Consider the following 20,915-nt stretch of genomic DNA (forward strand, 5'->3'; position numbering starts at 1 on the left):
GCAAAGCCGCGCCCGGCTTCACCGGCACGCGCAGCCTCGATCGCCGCGTTGAGGGCCAGCAGGTTGGTTTGCTCGGCAATCGAACGGATCACCCCCAGCACCCCGACGATCGACTGCACGTCCTGCTGCAGGCTGTCGAGCGAGGTTTCACTGCCGCGAATATCCTCAACCAGCGCGTGAATGCGCTGGATACTGCCGTCGACCACCTGCTTGGCCTGCTGCCCCTGGCTGTCGGTCTGCTGCGCTGCATTGGCGGCGTTCTGTGCGCTGTGCGCCACTTCCTGGGCGGCCGCCGACATCTCGTTGATCGCCGTGGCGACCTGCACGGTTTCGTGGCGCTGCTGTTCCATGGCGGTTTCGGAGCGTCGGCTCTGGCTCTCGACCGCTTGTACCTGGATCGACAACTGGCCACTGAGCTCCACCACCTGGCGTACCAGGCCCTGGATTTTCTCGACGAAACGGTTGAACGAACCCGCCAGCTGGCCCAGCTCGTCGGGGCCTGCTGGCAGGCGGCGGGTCAGGTCACCCTCCCCTGCGGCGATGTCATCGAGGTTGTCCTTCATCAATTGCAGCGGGCGCAGCAGCGTGTTGCTCAGCATCAGCCCGGCAATGCCCAGGCACACCAGCAGCACCGCGGCGATGGCCAGGATACTGGTGAGGATCGACGCGATGCGCTGGTCGATGTCGGCGCGCAGCTGCTGGATACGCAGCTCGATGTTATCCAGGTTCACAGCCGTACCCAGCGCCATGTCCCACTTGGGCAGGTACAGGTTGTAGGCAAGCTTGGGCACCAGTACCGACTCGTTGCCCGGCAATGGCGAGCTGTAGTTGACGTAATGGCTGCCGTCCTTGGCCACGCGCACCAGCTCGCGGTTGACGTACACGCCGTTGGGGTCGCGGCGCTCGCTCAGGTTGTTGCCCACGTCCACCGGGCTGTCACCACGAAACACCCGCACGATCTTGGAGTCGTGGCCGAAGAAGTAGCCGTCCTTGCCATACTTGATCTTCGACAGGATGGCCACGGCCTGGGCGCGGCTGGCGGTGTCGCCGGGGCTGGCGGCGTCGTACAGGTGCTGCACCGAGCCCATGCCGATCTGGATGTAGTGCTCCAGGTTCTGTCGGCTTTCCTCCACCAGGCGCTCGCGGGTTTCAGTCACTTCGCTTTCAGCCAGTTGACGCAGGATGCGGTCGGCAGCGCCACTGATCACCAAGGCAAAGACCAATACTGGCAACACCGCCAGTAACAGCACTTTTGTTTTTAGTTTTATGTGCATCATTCCCTCCTCGAGGGGTTCGAGCGAATGCGAAAGACGTGTCAACTGTCATCGGCATTGCAGGACAGTTCTGAAGGAAAATATGCCCCTACCCCCCTAAAATCCGTATCAATATGTGCGCAAGCACGGCCAGGGGCCGGTAAGGTAGGCAAAATCTTCCAACAGAGGTGTTCCGTGGCGTCGTATACCCTGCGTCAGCTCAAGTATTTCGTCACTACCGTCGAATGCGGCAGCGTGGCCGAAGCCTCACGCAAGCTGTACATCGCCCAGCCCTCGATCTCCACGGCCATCAAGGGGTTGGAAGACGGCTTTGGGGTACAACTGCTTATTCGCCACCACGCCCAGGGGGTATCGCTCACTCCGGGGGGCGCGCGGTTTTACCGCAAGGCCCAGGAACTGCTGCGCATGGCCCATGAGTTCGAGCAGAACGCCCTGGCCGACAATGATGTGGTCAGCGGGCAGATCGACATCGGCTGCTTCGAGACGGTTGCCCCGTTGTACCTGCCGCGGCTGATCGCAGGCTTTGGCCAGCGCTTCCCCGGGGTGCAGATTCGCCTGCAGGACGGTGAACAGCAGGAACTGGTGCAGGGGCTGACCGGGGGGCGTTTCGACCTGGCAATCTTTTACGAGCACGACCTGGACAGCACCATCCAGACCGAGGCATTGACCGCGCCACAGCGGCCTTATGCACTGCTGCCGGCCGGGCACCGGTTCGCCGGCCAGGCGCAGGTGTCGCTGCGTGACCTGGCGCTGGAGCCGATGATCCTGCTGGATGTGCAGCCTAGCCGCACCTATTTCGTGAGCATCTTCGAAGAGCTGGGGCTGAGCCCGAACATCGTGTTCAGCTCGCCGTCGATAGAGATGGTGCGCGGCATGGTGGGCCAGGGGTTCGGTTTTGCGGTGCTGGTGACGCGGCCGAGTTCAACCCTGACCTACGATGGGCAGCAACTGGTGTGCGTGAATATCGCCGAAGATGTGACCGGCTCGGCCCTGGTGGCCGCCTGGCTCAAGCGTGCGCAGCTGACCAAGCCTGCGCAGCTGTTCGTGGATTACTGCAAGGAGCAGTTCAAGGCGTGGCTTGCGTGATCCTGCCGGCCGCCACCACGGGGGTACCCGACTAGCGTGCTGCCCAGGCGTTGAAGCGCTGCTCCAGCTCCTCGCCATGGTCAACCCAGAACGCCGCATCCACTGCGCGGGCCTGGGCCAGGTTGGCTTCGGCAGTCGGCAACTGCTTCTGCACATCGGCTGGCAGCAAGGCCAGCGCCTGCTTGTTCACCGGGCCATAAGGGATGTTATCGGAGAATACCTTCTGGGTCTGCGGCTGGCTGGCAAACGCGATGAAGTCCTCGGCCAGTTTCTTGTTCGGCGTGCCCTTCACCACGGCCCAGTACTCGGGGTCGAACAGGCTCTGCGGCCACACGATACTCAACTTCATGCCTTCCTTCTGCGCCGCAGCGATACGCCCGTTGTACGCGGCGCTCATCACCACATCACCGGCAATCAACCACTGCGCCGGTTGCGCCCCGGCTTCCCACCACTGGATGCTGGACTTGATCTGGTCGAGCTTGGCGAAAGCGCGCGACACACCTTCTGGCGTACCCAGCACCTTGTACAGCTCATCGGGTTTGACCCCGTCAGCCAGCAGCGCGATCTCCAGCGTGTACTTGGCACCCTTGCGCAAGCCGCGCTTGCCAGGGAAGTCGGCGACATTCCAGAAGTCGGCCCACGAGCTCGGCGCCTTGGCCAGCTTGCCCTGGTCATACGCCATGACCATCGACCAGACGTAGGTGGCCACGCCACACTCGCTCAAGGTGCCGGGCACGAACTGGGCAGCGTCGCCAAAGCGCGCTGGTCAAGCTTCTCGAACAGCCCTTCATCACAGCCGCGCAACAGCTCCGGGCTTTCCACTTCGACCACGTCCCAACTGGTGTGCCCGACATCCACCATGGCCTTGATCTTGGACAGCTCGCCGTTGTACTCACCGGCCACGATGGTGCCGGCGCCGCTGGCGTTGAACGGCTGAAAGTACGCCTTGTCCTGGGCCTGCTTGGTGGCGCCGCCAAAGGAGATGACGGTGAGGTTCTGCGGTGCGGCGAAAACACTGCTGCTCAACAGGGCCAGGGCAAACGGAACACTGCAACGCAAGGATATGGACATGGATCACTTCCTCGACAAGACCGGCGCGCCCGTGCGCGGCGGTATAGGGGTGTTGTTAGGCAACCGGGTGGCGGTCGTCCTGCTCTACGGCAGTGAAAAGGTGCAACGGTAGCCGGCTGTAGTCGCCGGTCTTCTGGTCTTGCATTCAGGCCTGGCTCAGGTAAGCCGCCAGGCGCTCCATCAATCGATCACATGCGGCCAACTGCTCGACGCTGATGTATTCATCCGGTTTGTGGCCCTGCTCCATGTTGCCCGGCCCGCAGACCACTGCCGGTATCCCGGCCTGGTCGAACAGCCCGCCCTCGGTACCGAATGCCACCGTACTGAAGGCCTCGCTGCCACACAGGCGGGCAACCAGTTGCGCGGCGGCACTTTCGGGTGGCGTGGCCAGGCCCGGGTAGCTCGACAACGGCTCGAAATGAATGGCACTGTGCGCATTCACCGCCTGCATCGCAGGCTCCAGCTCGCGGGCGGCGTACGCTTGCAATTGATCGGCCACCGTTTGCGGGGCGAAATCGGGTAGCGCGCGCACTTCAAAATCGAAACGGCAATCAGCGGGCACGATGTTCAACGCGGTACCGCCCTGGATCGTCCCCACCTGCACCGTCGAGTACGCCGGGTCGAAGCGCTCGTCGTGCAGCTCGGGGGCGGCCAGCGCTTGCCGATCTCGCCCAGGTGGCCAATCAGGCGTGCCGCGTGCTCGATGGCGTTCACGCCATAAGGCGCATACGCCGAATGGCACGCTGCGCCTTTTATATGGCAGCGCATCGCCAGCTTGCCTTTGTGCCCGAGTACCGGCTGGAGTTCGGTGGGCTCGCCGATCAGGCACAGTGCGGGTGCCGGGATGCGTTGTGGCAGTACGTCGAGCAGGCTGCGCACGCCCAGGCAGCCGACCTCTTCGTCGTACGAAAACGCCAGGTGAACGGGCCGGCGCAGCGGGCTTGCAAGAAACAGCGGCACGGCGGCCAGCACCGACGCCAGATAGCCTTTCATGTCGGCAGTGCCGCGCCCATACAGCTTGCCGTCGCGTTCGCTGAGCACGAACGGCTCCACCGTCCAGGCCTGGCCGTCCACCGGCACCACGTCGGTGTGGCCCGAAAGCACCACGCCACCCTCCTCGGCCGGGCCGATGCTGGCGAGCAGGTTGGCCTTGGTGCGTTCGGCGTTGTAGATCAGTTCGCAGGCCACACCCAGCTCGTGCAGGTAACTGCGCACGAACTCGATCAATGCCAGGTTGGAGTCACGGCTGACCGTTGCAAAGCCGACCAGCTGTGCCAGCAAGCTGCGGCTGCGCCATTCACTCATCGCCAGGTACTCCATAGCTGGGCGCCAGCGTCGGGTTCAGGGCGCGGGTCAGGTAGTCCTGCAACTGAGGCTCATAGGCGACCCACAGCTTGTGCAGTTCACCGATCGGGTTTTCGTCGGCCCAGTCGACGCGCAGGTCGACGATCGGCCAGGTCAGTTCGCCCACCACTGAAAGCGCCGCCGAGTGCACCGCACCCGCCTCGCCGCCGGCGTTCTGCCCCGCCTGCAAGGCATCGAGCAAGCGGGCCGCGAGGCTGCCCTCGCTGCGCTCGAAGGCCGACACCATGTGCTCGATCACCTCACGGCTGGCCAGCAGGTTGCCCGCAGCCACGCATTGATCGCCCGCTACGGCGTTGTGCGTGCCCAGTGCATGGCTGCCGCTGAAGATCGCGGTACGCCCGCCGGCATCCACTACCGCGACCTGGCGATACTGCCCGTAGCCGTTGCTGGATAACGCCTGGTCCAGCGCCGCGGTGGGCGCCAGGCCGCTGGCCAGGCCATCGAGGATCTGCGGGCCGAGTGCCGGCAAGGTGATGTTCTGGCTCGACACTGCGCCTACACCGGCGCGCAGCCAGGGGCACCGCGCGCCTACGGCAATGCTCGATGAGCTGATAGCGATACCCAGCTGGCCGGTTTCGGCGCAGCGCCCCACGATAGAGAACGTCATGTGCAGCTCCTTATTCGGGGATCACCGCGATCACATCGATTTCCATCAGCCACTGCGGCTGGCCGAGGGCACTGACCACAAGCCCGGTGGAGATCGGGAACACGCCCTTGAGCCATTTACCGACCTCTTGGTACACCGGCTCGCGGTAGCGCGGGTCGATCAGGTAGGTGGTGGTCTTGACGATATGGCTGAGGTCGCTGCCGGCCTCCTCCAGCAGTTGCTTGACGTTGCGCATGGCTTGCTCGGCCTGGGCCCGCGGGTCGCCCAGGCCGACCAGTTGGCCGTCGAAGTCGGTACCGACCTGGCCGCGTACATACACCGTGTTGCCGGCGCGCACGGCCTGGCACAGGTCGTTGTCCAGGGTCTGGTTGGGGTAGGTGTCTTTGGTGTTGAACATGCGGATGCGCGTATGGGTAGGCATCAACGTACTCCCAGTTGCTGAACGTTCGAGTCGTGGTGGGTAGCCTCGCGTTGCGCGGCGTCCTTGTAGTCGAAGTAGGTGCGTTGCTTCACGATGTGCTCGGCGATGTGTCGCGCGTCGTGCCACACGCCCCAGATAAACGCCGAGCCGCGACGTGACAACCACGGCAGGCCGACAAAATAGATACCCGGCTCGCTGGACACGCCGCGTTGGTGCTGCGGTTTGCCGTCGGCCTTGAAGGCGTCCACCTGCAGCCAGCTGTAATCGGTCGAGTAACCCGTGGCCCAGATGATCGAGGTGACGCCGGCCTTGGCCAGGTCCAGTTGCAGGATCGGGTGCGTCAGGCATTGCGGGTCGGCCAGCATGTGGCGCGCCTCGGGCTCAAGGGGCAGGTCCAGGCCATTACGTTCTATATAGGCATCGGCGGCATCCAGCAGCGCCAGGTAGTTTTCGTCGCCTCGGGCGATATTGTCGGCCAGGTTGCTTTCAAAGCTGGCCACACCTTGATCGAAAGCCCGGGTCAGGCCCACCAGCGTGATGCCCTGGTGCGCCAGCCGGCGAAAGTCCACGGTATGCCCGCCGCGTGCGCCGCTCACGGCAATGGTCACGTGCTCCTTGCCGGGCTGCACGCCCTCGGCGTCCCACAGGCCAAGCACGCCCAGCCACCAGCAGAAGTCACGGTTGCGATAGGCGCGCGGCGGCCGGTCATGTGCGCCTACCGACAGGTACACCGGCTTGCCGGCGCGTTGCAGTTCATCGGCGATCTGCACGCCCGAAGAGCCCGCGCCTACTACCAGTACCGCGCCTTCGCGCAGTTGCTGCGGGTTGTGGTAATCGGCCGAGTGCAGTTGCTCGATCCCTGCCAGCTGCGGCGCGATGGGCGGAATCACCGGGCGCTGGAACGGGCCCGTGGCAACCACCACCTGGTTGGCTTCGATCACGCCCTGGGAGGTGTGTACGGTAAAGCCCGGGCGACCCTCGTTGCGTTCGACCTTGAGTACATCCACGCCGGTGCGAATCGGTGCATTGATTTTTTTTTGCGTAGGTTTCGAAGTAGTCGGCCACCTGGTCCTTGCCGGCGAAGGCGTCGGCATCCAGGTCTTCGAATTCCAGCCCTGGGAAGCGGTCATGCCAGGCTGGCCCGTTGGCCACCAGCGAGTCCCAGCGCCCGGTGCGCCAGGCTTGCGCAATGCGGTTGCGCTCAAGCACCAGGTGCGACACACCGAGGCGGCCCAGGTGTTCGCTCATCGCCACGCCGGCCTGACCGGCGCCTACGACGAGCGTATCAATTCGAGTGTTATCTGCGGTCATGGCGGTGTGCTTCTGCATGAGGGGGTTGCCCGCATTCTGTGCGCCGCCGGGTATTAGCGAAATTATGATTTATGTGGCCACTGACAAGGAAAAAGCGTGCCCCTCAAACGTCCAATCGTGCTCGTCTTGCACAACCCTGGTGCTTTATCCAGACTGTGCAGCGTTGTCATTTTCGAGCGCCGTCCATGCCCTTCACGCTTCGCCTCGCCACCCGTGAAGACGCCTACCTGCTGCCAGCCATCGAACGCTCGGCGGCTGCGTTCCTGAGCCTGCCTGCACTGGCCTGGATCGCGGGGCATAACGTGCTCAGCAAGGTCGAGCATCTTGAATTCGTGGCGGCGGGGCTTGAGTGGCTGGTGGTGGATGAGCAGGACCGGCCCGTGGGCTTTGTGTGTGCGACGGCGTTCGGCGAGGCTCTGCATATCGAGGAGCTGGCTGTGGCGCACGCGCAGCAGGGGCAAGGGTTGGGTCGCCAGTTGATGGCTGCCGCGCGGCACTACGCGCAGGCGCAGGGCTTCAAGGCCATGACCCTGACCACGTTCCTCGAGGTGCCGTGGAATGCGCCGTTTTATGCGCGGTTGGGGTTCGAGGTGGTGGACGGTGCGGCGTTGAGCGACCTGTTGCGACGGCAGTTGGCGTATGAGGTGTCGCGGGGGTTGCAGGGGCGGCGTGCGATGCGGCTGTGGTTGCAGGATTCGAGCTAGAGGCTTGAGGCCCCATCATGACCTGGAGCCGAACCAACGAAGCTTGGTTCGGCCATGCCTCTGTGTGATGCAAAGGCATCAGTCGCCCGGCACCGGCTTGGCTGCTTCGCGCAATGCCTCCAGCAACACCTCACGCTCGTCGATAGAACGCTGCAATTGCTCGATCACCTGCAACTGCCGCTGATGCTCACCCGCCCCCTGTTCCACCTGCTGCCCCAGCACCTGGTTCTGACGCAACAACTCTTCACGCGCCCCCAGTGACTGCGCCAGGCTGCCCATCAGCGTCTTGATCTCCAGCGCCTGTTGTTGCTGCTGGTCCTGCAAGCCTTGCCGCTCGCGCTGCACCTGCCGCGACTCCACCAGCAACCGCTCATTGTCACGGTTGAGCCGCGTCAGTTCGTCCTGCTTGACGATCAGGCTCTGCTGCAACTGACGCACCTCCACCTGCAACTGCTGCACTTGAGCCTCGTGGCGGCGCTGGTCCTGTTCGCGCTGCTCACGCGTGGCAGTACGGTAATGCTCCAGCGCGTCGCGTGCATGCTGGTGTTTGTCTTCCAGTGACTGGATCTGTTCGTCCTTGTCGGTCAGGCGCAGGTTGAGCTCGCCCACCGCCTGGTTCAGCGTGGCATTGCGTGTCTGCTCGGTCTGCAAGGCGCTGCGCGTGGTGGCAAGCTCCGCCGACTCCACCGCCAGCGCCTGCGCCTGGATCTGATGTTGCTGCTGCAAGGCTGCCAGCGCCTGCTGGCTGGCGTAAAGCTCTGCCTGCAATGCCGCCTTTTCATGCTCGAACACATCCTGCGCGGCCTCGATGCGCGCATCGCCCTCCTCCACCAACTGCTGCGCCAGCTGGCTGACCAGGTTGGCCAGCGCGTCACTCATGCCGGGTTTATCCGCCGCAAGCGTCGGTTGCTGCGCGTCCAGCTCCTTCAGGTAGCGGTGAATCGTGGTCTTGGAGCCCGTGTTGCCCAGCTCGATACGTACCGCGTCGATGCTGGGGGTTCGCCACGGGCCAGCAGCGCCTGGCGCGCCTTCTGCACGATTGCCTTATTGATGCCGCCGCGGGCCATGGGACTCTCCTACGATTTCGTAATGTGGTACGTACAATGTAAATACATACTACCTGAGCTGAAAATAATGCCTATTGGTTTTTGATTAAAAGATGAAATAATCACGGCTTATCACATGTGATGCCTCAAAATCGCACTATCGCGTCGCTCAGGCGTACGCCAGCAGAGAACCGCCCATGAATACTCTCGATCGCTACCTGGACGCCGCCGTGCGGGAGAACACCCGACGCAGCTATCGCGCTGCAGTGGAGCACTTCGAGGTGACCTGGGGCGGGTTCCTGCCGGCCACCGCCGACAGCATCGCGCGTTATCTGGCGGACTACGCCGAACAGCACTCGATCAATACCCTGCGCCAGCGCCTGGCTGCCCTTGGCCAATGGCACACCAGCCAGGGCTTCCCCGACCCGACCAAGGCGCCGCTGGTGCGCCAGATGCTCAAGGGCATCCGTGCCGTGCACCCGGCCGAGCAACGCCAGGCGGCAGCGTTGACGCTGGAGCACCTGCAGCAGACCATCAGTACCCTGCACGCCCGGGCCGAGCAGGCGCAGCGCGAGCACTGCCTGCCGACGCTGCTGCGTGCAAGGCGTGACATCGCGTTGCTGCTGATCGGCTTCTGGCGTGGGTTTCGCGGGGATGAACTGGCGCGCCTGCGCGTCGAGCATGTTCAGGCCCACGCAGGTGTGGGCATGCAGCTCTACCTGCCGCAGAGCAAGGGCGACCGTCAGGGCCGCGGCGTGCACCACCGCGCACCGGCGCTCAAAACCCTGTGCCCGGTACAGGCCTACCTGGACTGGATCACCGTCGCCGGCATCGCCCACGGCCCGGTGTTTCGCAAGCTCGACCGCTGGGGCAACCTGAGCGAACAGGCGCTCAACAGCGCCAGCCTGATCGCGCTGCTGCGCAGGATCTTCGCCAGTGCCGGGCTGCCCGCCAGCCTGTACAGCAGCCACTCGCTACGCCGTGGCTTTGCCACCTGGGCCAGCGGCAATGGCTGGGACCTCAAGGCGCTGATGGCCCACGTTGGCTGGCGCGACATGAAATCGGCGCTGCGTTATGTGGATGCATCGGCATCGTTTGGCGAGCTGGCGCTATTGCCGGCCCCGTGAGGGAGACGGGTGAGCCACGCCTTCGGTCTGTTGCACACCCCATCCACCACCCCAAGCAGGTTGGCCGGGATATTGATGACGTCAAACAGCAGGTTGCAGGCCGTTGCCTTGAGCGCGGCGCTGATTCTTGCACCCCGCGCGACGCGGCGATGGTTCGGGTCACGCTTATGTGCCAGCAGGTACAGGACGATCATCAGCCCGACATTCAGCGTCACCATCACGGCCAGTCCCGAACTGCCCGGTACCCACGCCAGCGCAGGGGCAATCAGCAGGCAAGGGAGAAAACTGATCTGTCCCCACAGCAGAGTCCACGGCATCAGCAGCACGGACTGCCAGCGGGAGGTCTGCCACGCGGCAACCACCGCTTCCACCTTGCCGCGGGCCCAGCGCCTGCGCTGCCTGAACAGCTGTGTGAACGACGACGGGCAGACCGTATAGGCGATGGCGTCCTCGGCGTAAACGATCCTGTAGCCGTTGGCCAACGCTTTCCATGTCCACGCTACATCTTCCACCAGCCACTGACCCCAGCCTCCCAACTCCTTGAGCGCCCAGGTACGGTGCAACGAAAACGCACCGGCAATCACCGCTACCTTGCCGATCTTCGATTGCGCATGCTTGACCGCCAGCAGGAAACCGGTGTGTTCGTAATACTGAAGTTTCTCGACCAGGTTACCCTGGCGCTGCATCGGGATGATGAGGCCGCAGCACGCCACGTTCCTTTCATCCTGTAGCAATACATCCATCGCCCTCTGCAAGGCCGACGGTGCCAGCAGCGTGTCGCTGTCGATAACCGTCACCACCTCGGCCATTCGGCTGACCAGGCCCATTGCGATGTCCAGGGCCTTGCCTTTTCTACCACCGTTGCGCTCGAGCACTTCGAGGTGATAACGCCAGTGGCGGCGCTGGGCCAGCCAGCGTCGTACATGGACTGACGTGTCGTTGGTCGACCCATCATCCACCAGGATGATTTCAATTCGGCCCAGGTAATCCTGCTGCTCGATAGCGTTGAGTGCATCGATCAGGGTGTCATGAGGTTCGTTGAAGAAGGGAATCATGATGGCCACGTTGCCTTGAGCGGGCTCTTGCGAGCACGGCCCAATCGTTGCCCGCAAGGCTGAGCGCACGTGAAACAGCAGCAACACGCCCAGGATCACGTTGGACAGGCCAACGATCACTTCAAGCACGCTCAAGAGCACGCAAGCACCTCGCTGACCACCTCCACAATCGTCCTGGCGCAGTATTCCATCTGCGCAGGGGTGAATGCAGGCATCACGGTGATGCGGAACTGGTCCTGGCCCTTGGGCACCGCCGGGTAAACCACGCCTACCACGTACACCCCACGCTGGTACAGACGCGCCTGTATGGCGAAGAGCTTCTGCTCATCACCCACCACGATGCGCTGGATCGGCCCCGGCAAGGCGTCCGGTTCGGTGTTGACACCGCGCTGGCGCAGCAAGCGCAGATGGCTGCGCATAATCTGCGTGTTGCGCTGTTGCCTGACATACATCTGGCTGAATGTTGTCGCTGGAACGGGCGGCTGAGGCTCACGCCACGCGTTTATCTGGTGCAGCACTTCAACCGCTGCGGCCGCTATCGACGCCGGAATGCCCGAGGAAAATACCCGGTTGGTCGCGTACTCGTAGCTCACCGCCTTGGCCAGTGCGTCACTGCACACAATGTAGCCACCCTGTGCCCCCACGGCCTTGGCCAACGTGCCGGTGATCACGTCGATACAGGCCGGGTCCATGCCCCAGTAGTCGGCGGTGCCCCGCCCCCTGGGCCCGAGCGCACCCAGCGCATGTGCCTCGTCGATCAGCAGGCGACAGTGATACTCGCCAGCCAGCTCCACCAGCCTGGGCAAGTTGCACACATGCCCACTCATGCTGAACACACCATCACTGACGATCAGGCGCCGATGTGCATGGGTAGGGTCTTGCTCCTGGGCAGCGATCAACTGGCGTTCGAGTTGCAACAGGTCGTTGTGCGCAAAGCGCTGAACCTTGGCCTGCGACAGCATGAAGCCCTGCATCAACGTCATATGGCTTTCGGCATCGGCAAAGACCGTATCGCCGTGGCCCACCAGCATCGGCAGCGCTGTGATATTGGCCAGGCTGGCGCTGACCGTAAGGAAGGCAACGCCGTCTTCGGGACGGTAGATGTCCACCAACGCCTGTTTCACCTGCTCGTGAAAGTGCGTCTCGCCCGACAACGGTGCTGAACCATAGGTACCGACACCATGCGTATCAATGGCGTGGTGGGCCGCCGCCACGGTTTCTGGCCAGAACGGCGCGCTCAGGTAAGAGCAGCCACACAACATGAAAACACCCGCTTCAGGTGATTGCGCATCGATTGCCGGCACGGGGGGGCGCAAACCCCACGCATGGCAGGTGCTCTACCCAGGCCCCTTGCGCCCCGATGCGGGCGCTGCGCAGCCGCGACTGGTCAGTGCCCGCCGCGGCTGCATTGCTGAAGCTTTGCGCCATGCCGTGGGCGCTACGTGAAAAGAAATTATCGGCGTGCTCGCTATTCGGTGACGCATGCATGACGGCTTCCCCCATGACTGTTTGCAGCGTCCGTGCCAGTTACCTCCATGCTAAGGAGGACTACCGGCGCGGGCTACTGACACAAATCACAGGTTTTCAGTCATGTTGCGAATAAGCGTGCGATCGAACGGTTATAGCTTGGCAATCGACACCTCGGTGGATTTCACAAAGGCAATCACTTCACTGCCAATGCGCAACTCCAACTCATGCACCGAGCGGGTGGTGATCACCGAGGTGACGATGCCGGCCTGGGTCTGTACGTCGATTTCCGAGACCACCGGGCCTTCGATGATCTCCTTGATGGTGCCCTTGAACTGGTTGCGTACGTTGATCGCCTTGATGGTCATGGTGTAGCTCCTTAACGGTAGGGGGCACCGTGGTTGCAGTGCGTGATGAGCAGAGTGCACCCCTCGACTAAAAATCAAAAAGAATAAATAACGAGAAATATATTCTTTATGGGAATATGCGATTACGCATATGCAAATGCCTAAACGTTATTTATCTATGGTTTTTTAGATCATTTAGGATCCATGAAGTCTGGCCGCAAGGCCTGAACCTTATCTGCACAGGTAACCCGCGTGAGCGCCACGTTGCACACTTCACAAGCTTCCCCGTTGCTCATCGCCCAAGACCTGGCCACTGAGTTTGCCCGCAGCGTGGTCGAGCGTGATCGCCAGGGCGGTACGCCCAAGGCCGAACGCGATGCCCTGCGCGGCAGTGGCCTGCTGGCACTGAGCATCCCGCACGAATTTGGCGGCCTGGGCGCCAACTGGACGCAAACCTTCGAGGTGGTGCGTGCGTTCGCCCGCGTCGACAGCTCGATCGCACACGTGTTCGGCTTTCATCATCTGATGCTGGCCACCGTGCGGCTGTTTGGTGGCGCCGAGCAATGGCAGCCATGGTTTGAATTGACCGCACGCAAAAACTGGTTCTGGGGCAATGCGCTAAACCCTCTCGACACCCGCACAGTGGTGCGTGACCACGGCAGCTGGCGTGAGTTCTCCGGCAAGAAAAGCTTCTGCTCGGGTGCCAGCGACTCCGAGATGCTGATCGCCTCGGCGGTCGATGAAAGCGCCGGCGGCAAACTGCTGATCGCCGCAATCCCAAGCGGGCGCACCGGTATCACGCTGCACAACGACTGGAACAACATGGGCCAGCGCCAGACCGATAGCGGCAGCGCCACCTTCGAGCGCGTGCGCGTCGAAGAAAGCGACCTGCTGCTCGACCCCGGCCCCTTGAGCACGCCCTTCGCCTGCCTGCGCCCACTGATTGCGCAACTGCATTTTGCCAACATCTTTCTCGGCATCGCCGAAGGCGCCTTCGAGGAAGCGCGCCAGTACACCCTCAAGGAGACCCGCCCCTGGTTCAAGTCCAGTGCCCACAGCAGCCATGAAGACCCCTACGTGCTGGGCCACTTCGGCGACTTCTGGGTGCGTCTGCAGGGCGCGCGCCTGTTGCTCGATCACGCCGCCCAGGCACTCGACCAGGCCTGGGCCAAAGGCGCCGCATTGAGCGCCGAGCAGCGTGGCCAGGTGGCAGTGGCAATCGCCACCGCCAAGGTCGCGGCCAGCCGCGACGGGCTGGAGCTGTGCAGCAAGGTCTTCGAAGTCACCGGTGCCCGCGCGACACAGGCCTCGGTGGGGCTCGACCGGCATTGGCGCAACCTGCGCACGCAAAGCCTGCACGACCCGCTCGACTACAAACTCCATGAACTGGGCGACTGGGCCTTGAACCAGCGCCTGCCGATTCCGACGTTCTATTCATAGTGTGACTGCCATGCAATTGTTGACCCTACCGCCCTCGCCTGCCCTGGCCACCTCGATCCGCGCCACCGCGCAAGTGTTCGAAGACCCCAAGTCACGGGCGCTGCTGGCGCACTTGCAACAGGTGGCGCCGAGCGAAGCCAGTGTGCTGATCATCGGTGAGACCGGTACCGGCAAAGAGCTGGTGGCACGTCACATCCACAACCTCAGCGGCCGGCGTGACAAGCCGTTCGTGGCAGTCAATTGCGGCGCGTTCTCCGAGTCGCTGGTGGAAGCCGAGCTGTTCGGCCACGAAAAAGGTGCGTTCACCGGCGCCCTCGCCGCCAAGGCCGGCTGGTTCGAGGAAGCCAACGGCGGCACCTTGTTCCTCGACGAGATCGGCGATTTGCCGATGCCGATCCAGGTCAAGCTGCTGCGTGTGCTGCAAGAACGCGAAGTGGTGCGCCTGGGCTCGCGCAAAAGCATCCCCATCAACGTGCGGGTGCTGGCCGCCACCAACGTGCAACTGGAAAAGGCGATAAACGCCGGGCACTTTCGCGAAGACCTGTACTACCGCCTGGACGTGGTCAGCCTGGAGCTGGTGCCGCTGCGCGAGCGCCCTGGCGACATCCTGCCGCTGACCCGCCACTTCATCGAGGCCTACAGCCAGCGCCTGGGCTACGGCCAGGTCAGGCTCAGTGCCCAGGCCGAACAGAAGCTGCGCAGCTATGGCTGGCCGGGCAATATCCGCGAGCTGGAAAACGTCATCCATCACACCCTGCTGATCTGCCGTGACGGCGTGATCGAACAGGACGACCTGCGCCTGTCGAACATGCGCATCGAGCGTCAGGACGACAGCCCAAGCACCGACGACTCGGCCCAGGGGTTGCTCGAACGGGCGTTCCACAAGCTGTTCGAAGAGCAGGCCGGTGCGTTGCACGAGCAGGTCGAAGATGCCCTGCTACGGGCGGCCTACCGGTTCAGCCACTACAACCAGGTGCACACCGCCAACCTGCTGGGGCTGAGCCGCAATGTCACGCGCACGCGCCTGATCAAGATCGGTGAACTGGCGGTCAACCGCCGCCGGCCCACCGGCACCACGCAGGGCGAGCGCGTGCTCAACCTGTCGATCTGATCACTCGCGGGCGGCATACACCGCGTTACCGGCATTCGGCGCCAGGCGCCGAAACACCAGCGCCGACGCCATGCATGTTACCCCGCACAGCAGCATCACCCAGGCCACATCGCTGGTGGCAGGGGTGAGGTGCCCGCGCAGGCTCATCAGTACCCCCAGCAGCGCGGCGGCGATGCCCACCGACAGGCTCATGCTCAATTGCACCGTCATTGCCGACAGGCTGCTGGCCCGGCTGCTCAAGGCAGCTGGCACATCGGCATAGGTCAATGCCCCCAGGGTGCTGTATTGCAGCGAGCGAATCACCGCGCTGCCAAACAGCATCAGCACGATGACCCAGTACGGTGTGGTGCTGGTGAAGCTGGCGCAGGCGGCCAGGCTCAGCCCCGTCAGCAGCGCATTGCCAGTGAGCGTACGGCGTATGCCGAAGCGCCGCACCACCCGCACCGCCAGCAGTTTCATCAGGAATGCACCCGCACCGCCGGCGAGTGTCAGCAAGCCCGCATGCAAGGGGCTGAGGCCAAAACACAGCTGAAACAGCAGCACCAGCAGAAACGGCGATGACGATGTGCCCAGACGCAGTACGTTGCCACCCCAGAAGCTGATGCCGTAGCTGGGGATGCGCAGCAGCGAAAGGTCCAGCAACGGTTCGGCGCAACGGCGTGCATGGCGGATGTACAGCGCGCCGCACAGCATCCCCAGCGCAATCATCAGCGCCACCCATGGTCGCGCTAGCAAGCCATGCCCCAGCGCCTCGAAACCGAACACCAGGGCGCCCAGCGCGACAGCGCTGAGCAGCAAGCCACGCCCGTCCAGGCGCCGCCCTCGCACACCGGGGTAGTGCGGCACGTGGCGCAGCACCAGCACGATGCCGAGCAGGCCGATCGGCACATTGATCAGGAAGATCCAGTGCCACGACACGAACGTCACCATCAGCCCACCCAGCGGCGGCCCGATCATGGGCCCGATCAGTGCCGGGATGGTCAGGTACGACAGGTTGCGCAGCAAGTGTTCGCGGGGCGACCAGCGCAGCAGGATCACCTGCCCCACCGGCACCATCATCGCCCCTGCGGCGCCCTGCAGCATGCGCGCCAGGCACAGCTGCAACAGCGAAGTGGAGGCCGCACAGGCCAGCGACGCCCCGATGAACAGCACGATCGCCACCACGAACAGCCGCCGCGGGCCGAAACGGTCTGCGGCCCAGCCACTGACCGGCACACACAGCGCGGCGGCCAGCATGTACAGCGACACCACCAGGTTCATGCGCACGCTGGGCGCACCGAAGTCGCTGGCCATCTGCGGCAGCGCGGTCATCACCACAGTGGCGTCGATCAGTTCCATGCACAGGGCGCAGCCGATGATCATCGGCACCCGGCGCGACAGCGGCCGGGTGCCGGGCAACGGTTCGGCCATGCTCACTCAGAACAGTCCCGAGGTGGGCGGCGGCGTGCCCTTGAGGTACCAGGTACCCACCGCTGCCGCCTTCCAGTGGCGCGGGTTGTGGTTGGCCACGGTGCGCGCATTGCGCCAATGCCGATCCAGGTTATGGCTGCGCCCGGTGGTGGAGGCGCCGCCCACATCGAACAGCAGCTCGGCAGCCTTGAGTGCCGATTCCGCAGCGATGTATTGCGCTTGTGCCACCTCGATGGCCGCCAGGTCGACCGCCTGCGGGTCCAGTTGCACGGCCCAGGCATGATCGATGCGCGCTGCGGCCTTGAGCACCACCGCTTCAGCGGTGAACGCACGGGCCGCCACCTCGCCGACACTCAGTTGCACATAAGGGTCGTCCACCGACTGGCTGGCACTGCTGTGCTTGATCGGCCGGGCGTGCTCGCGGGCAAAGCGCACCGCATCGTCCAGTGCGTTGCGCGCGATACCTGCCTCGACCGTGGCCAGGAACAGCTGCAGGAACGGCGTGACGATGGTGCGCTTGCCCTCCTCCACGGTGCGTGGACGGATCTCGCTGGCCAGTACCTGTACATCGTTGAGGCGCGTGGTGCCGCTGGCCGTCAGGCGTTGGCCCATGGCGTCGAAGTCATCCACCAGCTCAAGCCCCAGACGCTCGCGCGGCAGCACGAAGGATACCGGCTGATCCTGTTCGTCCAGTGCTACCGCGCTGACCCAGTCGGCGTACAAGGCGCCGGTGCTGTAGTACTTGCTGCCGCTGGCCCGGTAGTGCTCGCCCTCGCGCACGATGCGTGCGCTGATCGCGCCGTTGGCACCGCCCACTTCCCAGCCGGCGTTGCCCAGCACCGCACCCTCCAGGTAGCGCGCGAACCAGCGCTGGCGCTCCTGCTCGGCACCCTCGTGCCGGGCGGCCAGCAAGCCTTCGACAAAGGCGAAGCCGGGGCGCATGGCCTGGGCGACATTGGAGTCCACGGCCGCAACCCGCAGCAGCAGGCTGATCACATCGCCTACCGCGCCACCCGGGCCGCCGTAGGCCACGGGGATGCGCACGGTATAGAGGCCGGCGGCGGCCAGTTGGCGGATCGCGTCATAGGGCAATTGCCGCTCGCGTTCACGCTCGGCTGAACCGCTGGCGATCTGCGGCAACAGCGCGTCCAGGCGCTCGTGCAACTGCGCGACACTGGTCAACGCGGGCTTGGGTACTTCGGACAGATGTGGCATTGGCGCCTCCTTGGGCGTTTGAAAAAGATCAGGCTGGTTCGGTGCTGTATTCAGATCGCCAACTTGAGGAATTCGAAGGACGTGCGACGTCCGCTTTCCAGGTGCGGGATGGCGTCCAGCAAGGCCTGTGTGTAAGGGTGCTGCGGATGATCGAACACCTCGCGCACCGGGCCGCTTTCCACTGCCACGCCGTCTTTCATCACCAGCACCTCGTCGCTGACATGGTTGATCACGCCCAGGTCGTGGGAAATGAACAGGCACGCCAGGCCGAGGCGCTGTTTGAGGTCGTCGAGCAGTTCGAGAATCTGCGCCTGCACCGACACATCCAGCGCCGAGACCGGCTCGTCACACACCAGGATCTGCGGCCCGGCCGCCAGGGCGCGAGCAATCGCGATACGCTGGCGCTGGCGCCCGACAGCTCGATGGGGCGACGCTCCAGCAGCGCCGTGTCCAGGCGTACCAGACCGAGCAGTTCTTCGGCGCGGCGTGTCCAGTCGGCACGCTTGTGCCCTGCCACCTCAAGCGCCTCGAACAGCACACGCTGCACGCTGTAGCGTGGGTCAAATGAGCTGAGCGGGTCCTGGAACACCACCTGGATGCTGCGGCGCAGCTGCGCCTGTGCGCCTCGGAAAGTGTCAGCCAGGGCTGGCCCTTGATCTGGATATCGCCACTGTCGGGGGTTTCCAGCCCCAGGATCATGCGGGTCAGGGTGGTCTTGCCGGAGCCTGACTCGCCAACGATGCCCAGGGTCTTGCCACGGCGCAGCTGCAGCGACACCTGGTTGACTACGGTGCGCAGCTTGCCGTCCGGGCCCTTGAACGCCTTGCTCAGCTCGCGCACCTGCAGCAACGGCGGGGCTTGCGGGGCAGGTGCCGCCACGATGGCCAGCGCTGCGCGCGCGGCCCCCGGGGTGCGGCGAAAGTGCACGGCCCTGCCGGCACGCAGCAGGTATTGGGTGTAAGGATGCTGCGGGTCGTGCAGCACGGCATCGACGCTGCCTTGCTCGACGATCACGCCGTTGTGCATCACCGCCACGCGGTTGGCCAGCCGCGAGACCACCGCCAGGTCATGGCTGACGATCAGCATCGCGGTACTGTCGCCGCGCAGTGATTCGAGCAGGGCCAGTACTTGCGCCTGCACGGTGGCGTCCAGCGCGGTGGTGGGTTCGTCGGCAATCAGCAGGCGCGGGTTGCAGGCAATCGCCGAGGCGATCAACGCGCGCTGACGCAAGCCGCCCGACAGCTGGTACGGGTACTGCCGGGCCCGCAGTTCGGGTTCCGGCACGCCCACTGCGCGCAGCAACTCGATCACCTTGGCCTGGCGCTGGGCGCGGTCCAGCATGGTGTGCAGGTGCAGCGGCTCGGCGATTTCCTTGCCCACCGGGCGCAAGGGGTCGAGCGACCCCAGGGCGTCCTGCATGACAAAACCGATCTGGGCGCCGCGCACCTGGCGCCAGGTGCGCTCGTCGAACTGGCGCAGGTCGTGGCCTGCGAATGACAGGCGGCTGGCCTGGATCTGCGCATTGACGCCGGTCAGCCCGGCCAGGGTGCGCGAGGTGACGCTCTTGCCCGAGCCCGACTCGCCCACCAGCGCCAGGCACTCGCCCTGGTGCAGTTGGAAGCTGATGCCCTTGAGGGTGGGCGCGGCGTGCGCGCCGAAGCGTACCTGCAGGTCTTGCACATCGATCAGGGGTGGATTGCTCATGGGCGTTTACCTTCGCTGCGGCGCAGCAGTTCGCGGCCGATCGCACTGATCGAGACCACGGTCAATGTGATAGCCAGGGCCGGCCAGGCCACCAGCCACCAGGCGTTGGCCAGGTAGTTGCGGCCGATCGCGAGCATGCCGCCCCATTCCGGCGCGGGCGGCGGTGCGCCAAAGCCCAGGAAGCTCAATGCGGCGCCAGCGACGATGTTGCCGCCGATGCCGATGGTGGCCAGGATCAGGATCGGTTTGATTGCATTGGGCAGCACGTGCCGCACGATCACCGATCCCCGCCCCAGGCCCAGCGTGGTGGCCGCCTCGACGTAGCCGGCGCCGCGTACCACCAGGGTTTGCGCACGCACCAGGCGTGCATAGCGCGGCACGCTGGCAATGCCCACTGCGATGATGGTGTTGAGCTGGCCCTGGCCGAAGAAGGTGATGATCACCAGCGCCAGCAACAGGTCGGGGAATGCCAGCAGCACGTCGACCCCGCGCATCACGGCGCCGTCCAGCCAGCGCGGCCCCAGGCCTGCCGTCAGGCCGAACACGGTGCCCAGCAGCAGGCCGATGGCAGTGGCGGCCAGCCCCAGTACCAGCGACGGACGCACCGCGTACACCAGTCGGGTCAGAATGTCGCGGCCGTTTTCATCGGTGCCCAGCCAGTGCAGGCTGTCGGGGGCGCGAAACGCCTGACGGGCGCTGGCCTCCAGCGGGTCGCCCGCCACCAGCCAGCCGGGCTGGATCGCCGCGATCACCAGCAGCAACACGAACAACCCGGCCAGGATCAGGCCCGGGCGCACGGCCCAGCGCCGCGCACTGCGACGCTGCGCGACGAACAACGGCTCGGCCTGCACCAGGCCCAGGCTTGCGCTTTGATTGACGGGCGCCATGGGCACCTCCACAGACAAGGGGTGGCGGCTCACGGCGCCGGGTTGGGGATCAGCGCGTGGATCTGCTCGATGCGCGCCAGGGTCTCGGGGCTCAGTTGCAGCGTCAGTGCCCCCAGGTTCTCGCGCAATTGCACCAGGCTGGTCTGCCCGGTCAGTGCACTGCTGACGAAGGGCTTGCCGATCACGGCGGCCAGGGCCAGTTGCGCGGGGCTCACGTCCAGCTCGCGGGCCAGCGCCACGTAGCCGGCGATGGCCTGTTGCGCGGGG

Annotated in this window: 14 protein-coding genes and 7 pseudogenes; 5 read left to right on the forward strand and 16 right to left on the reverse strand. The window is 64.5% G+C overall.

Going from position 1 to position 20,915, the window contains the following annotated elements; genetic code table 11:
* Window positions 1-89 (reverse strand): annotated as a pseudogene (locus tag G3436_RS28965) (methyl-accepting chemotaxis protein); the annotation flags it as partial.
* Window positions 63-1,277: pseudogene (locus G3436_RS14940) on the reverse strand (methyl-accepting chemotaxis protein); the annotation flags it as partial. The pseudogenes G3436_RS14940 and G3436_RS28965, both read right to left, overlap by 27 nt.
* Window positions 1,278-1,448: 171 nt before the next feature.
* Between G3436_RS14940 and G3436_RS14945 the strand changes: the two are divergent.
* The gene (locus G3436_RS14945) at window positions 1,449-2,360 is read left to right on the forward strand and encodes a LysR substrate-binding domain-containing protein (protein ID WP_163946296.1); all 912 of its coding nucleotides are present in this window, start codon (window positions 1,449-1,451) and stop codon (window positions 2,358-2,360) included.
* Between the two features lie 31 nt (window positions 2,361-2,391).
* Here G3436_RS14945 and G3436_RS14950 read toward each other — a convergent pair.
* The 5 genes and pseudogenes from G3436_RS14950 to G3436_RS14970 all read right to left on the reverse strand — a co-directional run bounded on the left by G3436_RS14950 (window position 2,392) and on the right by G3436_RS14970 (window position 7,135).
* A pseudogene (locus G3436_RS14950) lies at window positions 2,392-3,431 on the reverse strand (ABC transporter substrate-binding protein).
* A gap of 145 nt (window positions 3,432-3,576) precedes the next feature.
* A pseudogene (argE, locus tag G3436_RS14955) lies at window positions 3,577-4,736 on the reverse strand (acetylornithine deacetylase).
* Window positions 4,729-5,403, reverse strand: coding sequence for a DUF1028 domain-containing protein (locus tag G3436_RS14960; protein WP_163946299.1), 675 nt, complete (start codon window positions 5,401-5,403; stop codon window positions 4,729-4,731). The pseudogene argE and the gene G3436_RS14960 overlap by 8 nt, the downstream one beginning before the upstream one ends.
* A gap of 10 nt (window positions 5,404-5,413) precedes the next feature.
* Window positions 5,414-5,824 carry a RidA family protein gene (locus tag G3436_RS14965; protein ID WP_003182257.1) on the reverse strand — a complete coding sequence of 137 codons (411 nt, stop codon included), beginning with the start codon at window positions 5,822-5,824 and terminating at the stop codon, window positions 5,414-5,416.
* Window positions 5,824-7,135: pseudogene (locus G3436_RS14970) on the reverse strand (flavin-containing monooxygenase). Before G3436_RS14970 ends, G3436_RS14965 begins: the two are co-directional and overlap by 1 nt.
* A 185-nt stretch (window positions 7,136-7,320) precedes the next feature.
* Here G3436_RS14970 and G3436_RS14975 point away from each other — a divergent pair.
* Complete coding sequence (locus G3436_RS14975) at window positions 7,321-7,839, forward strand: GNAT family N-acetyltransferase (protein WP_163946302.1); 519 nt, start codon at window positions 7,321-7,323, stop codon at window positions 7,837-7,839.
* Between the two features lie 78 nt (window positions 7,840-7,917).
* On the opposite strand, the pseudogene G3436_RS14980 reads toward G3436_RS14975, so the two are convergent.
* Window positions 7,918-8,906 (reverse strand): annotated as a pseudogene (locus tag G3436_RS14980) (DNA-binding protein).
* A gap of 176 nt (window positions 8,907-9,082) precedes the next feature.
* Here G3436_RS14980 and G3436_RS14985 point away from each other — a divergent pair.
* Window positions 9,083-10,012 carry a site-specific integrase gene (locus tag G3436_RS14985; RefSeq protein WP_163946305.1) on the forward strand — a complete coding sequence of 310 codons (930 nt, stop codon included), beginning with the start codon at window positions 9,083-9,085 and terminating at the stop codon, window positions 10,010-10,012.
* On the opposite strand, the gene G3436_RS14990 is transcribed toward G3436_RS14985, so the two are convergent.
* The 3 genes from G3436_RS14990 to G3436_RS15000 all read right to left on the reverse strand — a co-directional run bounded on the left by G3436_RS14990 (window position 9,958) and on the right by G3436_RS15000 (window position 12,902).
* Window positions 9,958-11,166, reverse strand: a complete 1,209-nt coding sequence (locus tag G3436_RS14990; RefSeq protein ID WP_163946307.1) for a glycosyltransferase — start codon at window positions 11,164-11,166, stop codon at window positions 9,958-9,960. The genes G3436_RS14985 and G3436_RS14990 overlap by 55 nt on opposite strands.
* Window positions 11,167-11,198: 32 nt before the next feature.
* Window positions 11,199-12,329, reverse strand: a complete 1,131-nt coding sequence (locus tag G3436_RS14995) for an aminotransferase class I/II-fold pyridoxal phosphate-dependent enzyme (RefSeq protein ID WP_163946310.1) — start codon at window positions 12,327-12,329, stop codon at window positions 11,199-11,201.
* A 357-nt stretch (window positions 12,330-12,686) separates the two neighbouring features.
* Window positions 12,687-12,902: a TOBE domain-containing protein gene (locus tag G3436_RS15000; RefSeq protein ID WP_043862773.1), complete on the reverse strand. Its 216-nt coding sequence runs from the start codon at window positions 12,900-12,902 to the stop codon at window positions 12,687-12,689.
* A 231-nt stretch (window positions 12,903-13,133) separates the two neighbouring features.
* Here G3436_RS15000 and G3436_RS15005 point away from each other — a divergent pair, with 231 nt between their 5' ends.
* Both G3436_RS15005 and G3436_RS15010 read left to right on the forward strand, forming a co-directional pair.
* Window positions 13,134-14,321, forward strand: coding sequence for an acyl-CoA dehydrogenase family protein (locus G3436_RS15005; RefSeq protein ID WP_163946313.1), 1,188 nt, complete (start codon window positions 13,134-13,136; stop codon window positions 14,319-14,321).
* Between the two features lie 10 nt (window positions 14,322-14,331).
* Complete coding sequence (locus G3436_RS15010; RefSeq protein WP_163946316.1) at window positions 14,332-15,432, forward strand: sigma-54 interaction domain-containing protein; 1,101 nt, start codon at window positions 14,332-14,334, stop codon at window positions 15,430-15,432.
* Here G3436_RS15010 and G3436_RS15015 read toward each other — a convergent pair whose 3' ends face one another.
* The 5 genes and pseudogenes from G3436_RS15015 to G3436_RS15035 all read right to left on the reverse strand — a co-directional run.
* Window positions 15,433-16,842, reverse strand: coding sequence for an MFS transporter (locus G3436_RS15015; RefSeq protein WP_243667160.1), 1,410 nt, complete (start codon window positions 16,840-16,842; stop codon window positions 15,433-15,435).
* A 6-nt stretch (window positions 16,843-16,848) separates the two neighbouring features.
* Window positions 16,849-18,057 (reverse strand): acyl-CoA dehydrogenase family protein, encoded by a 1,209-nt coding sequence (locus tag G3436_RS15020; RefSeq protein WP_163946319.1) that lies wholly within the window; start codon window positions 18,055-18,057, stop codon window positions 16,849-16,851.
* Between the two features lie 50 nt (window positions 18,058-18,107).
* Window positions 18,108-19,761: pseudogene (locus G3436_RS15025) on the reverse strand (dipeptide ABC transporter ATP-binding protein).
* The gene (locus tag G3436_RS15030; protein ID WP_163946322.1) at window positions 19,758-20,648 is read right to left on the reverse strand and encodes an ABC transporter permease; all 891 of its coding nucleotides are present in this window, start codon (window positions 20,646-20,648) and stop codon (window positions 19,758-19,760) included. The pseudogene G3436_RS15025 and the gene G3436_RS15030 overlap by 4 nt, the downstream one beginning before the upstream one ends.
* Before the next feature lie 29 nt (window positions 20,649-20,677).
* A partial coding sequence (locus G3436_RS15035) for an aldo/keto reductase (RefSeq protein WP_178116471.1) occupies window positions 20,678-20,915 on the reverse strand: 238 nt, incomplete at its 5' end.

The organism is Pseudomonas brassicae, assembly GCF_010671725.1.
GTDB lineage: Bacteria > Pseudomonadota > Gammaproteobacteria > Pseudomonadales > Pseudomonadaceae > Aquipseudomonas > Aquipseudomonas brassicae.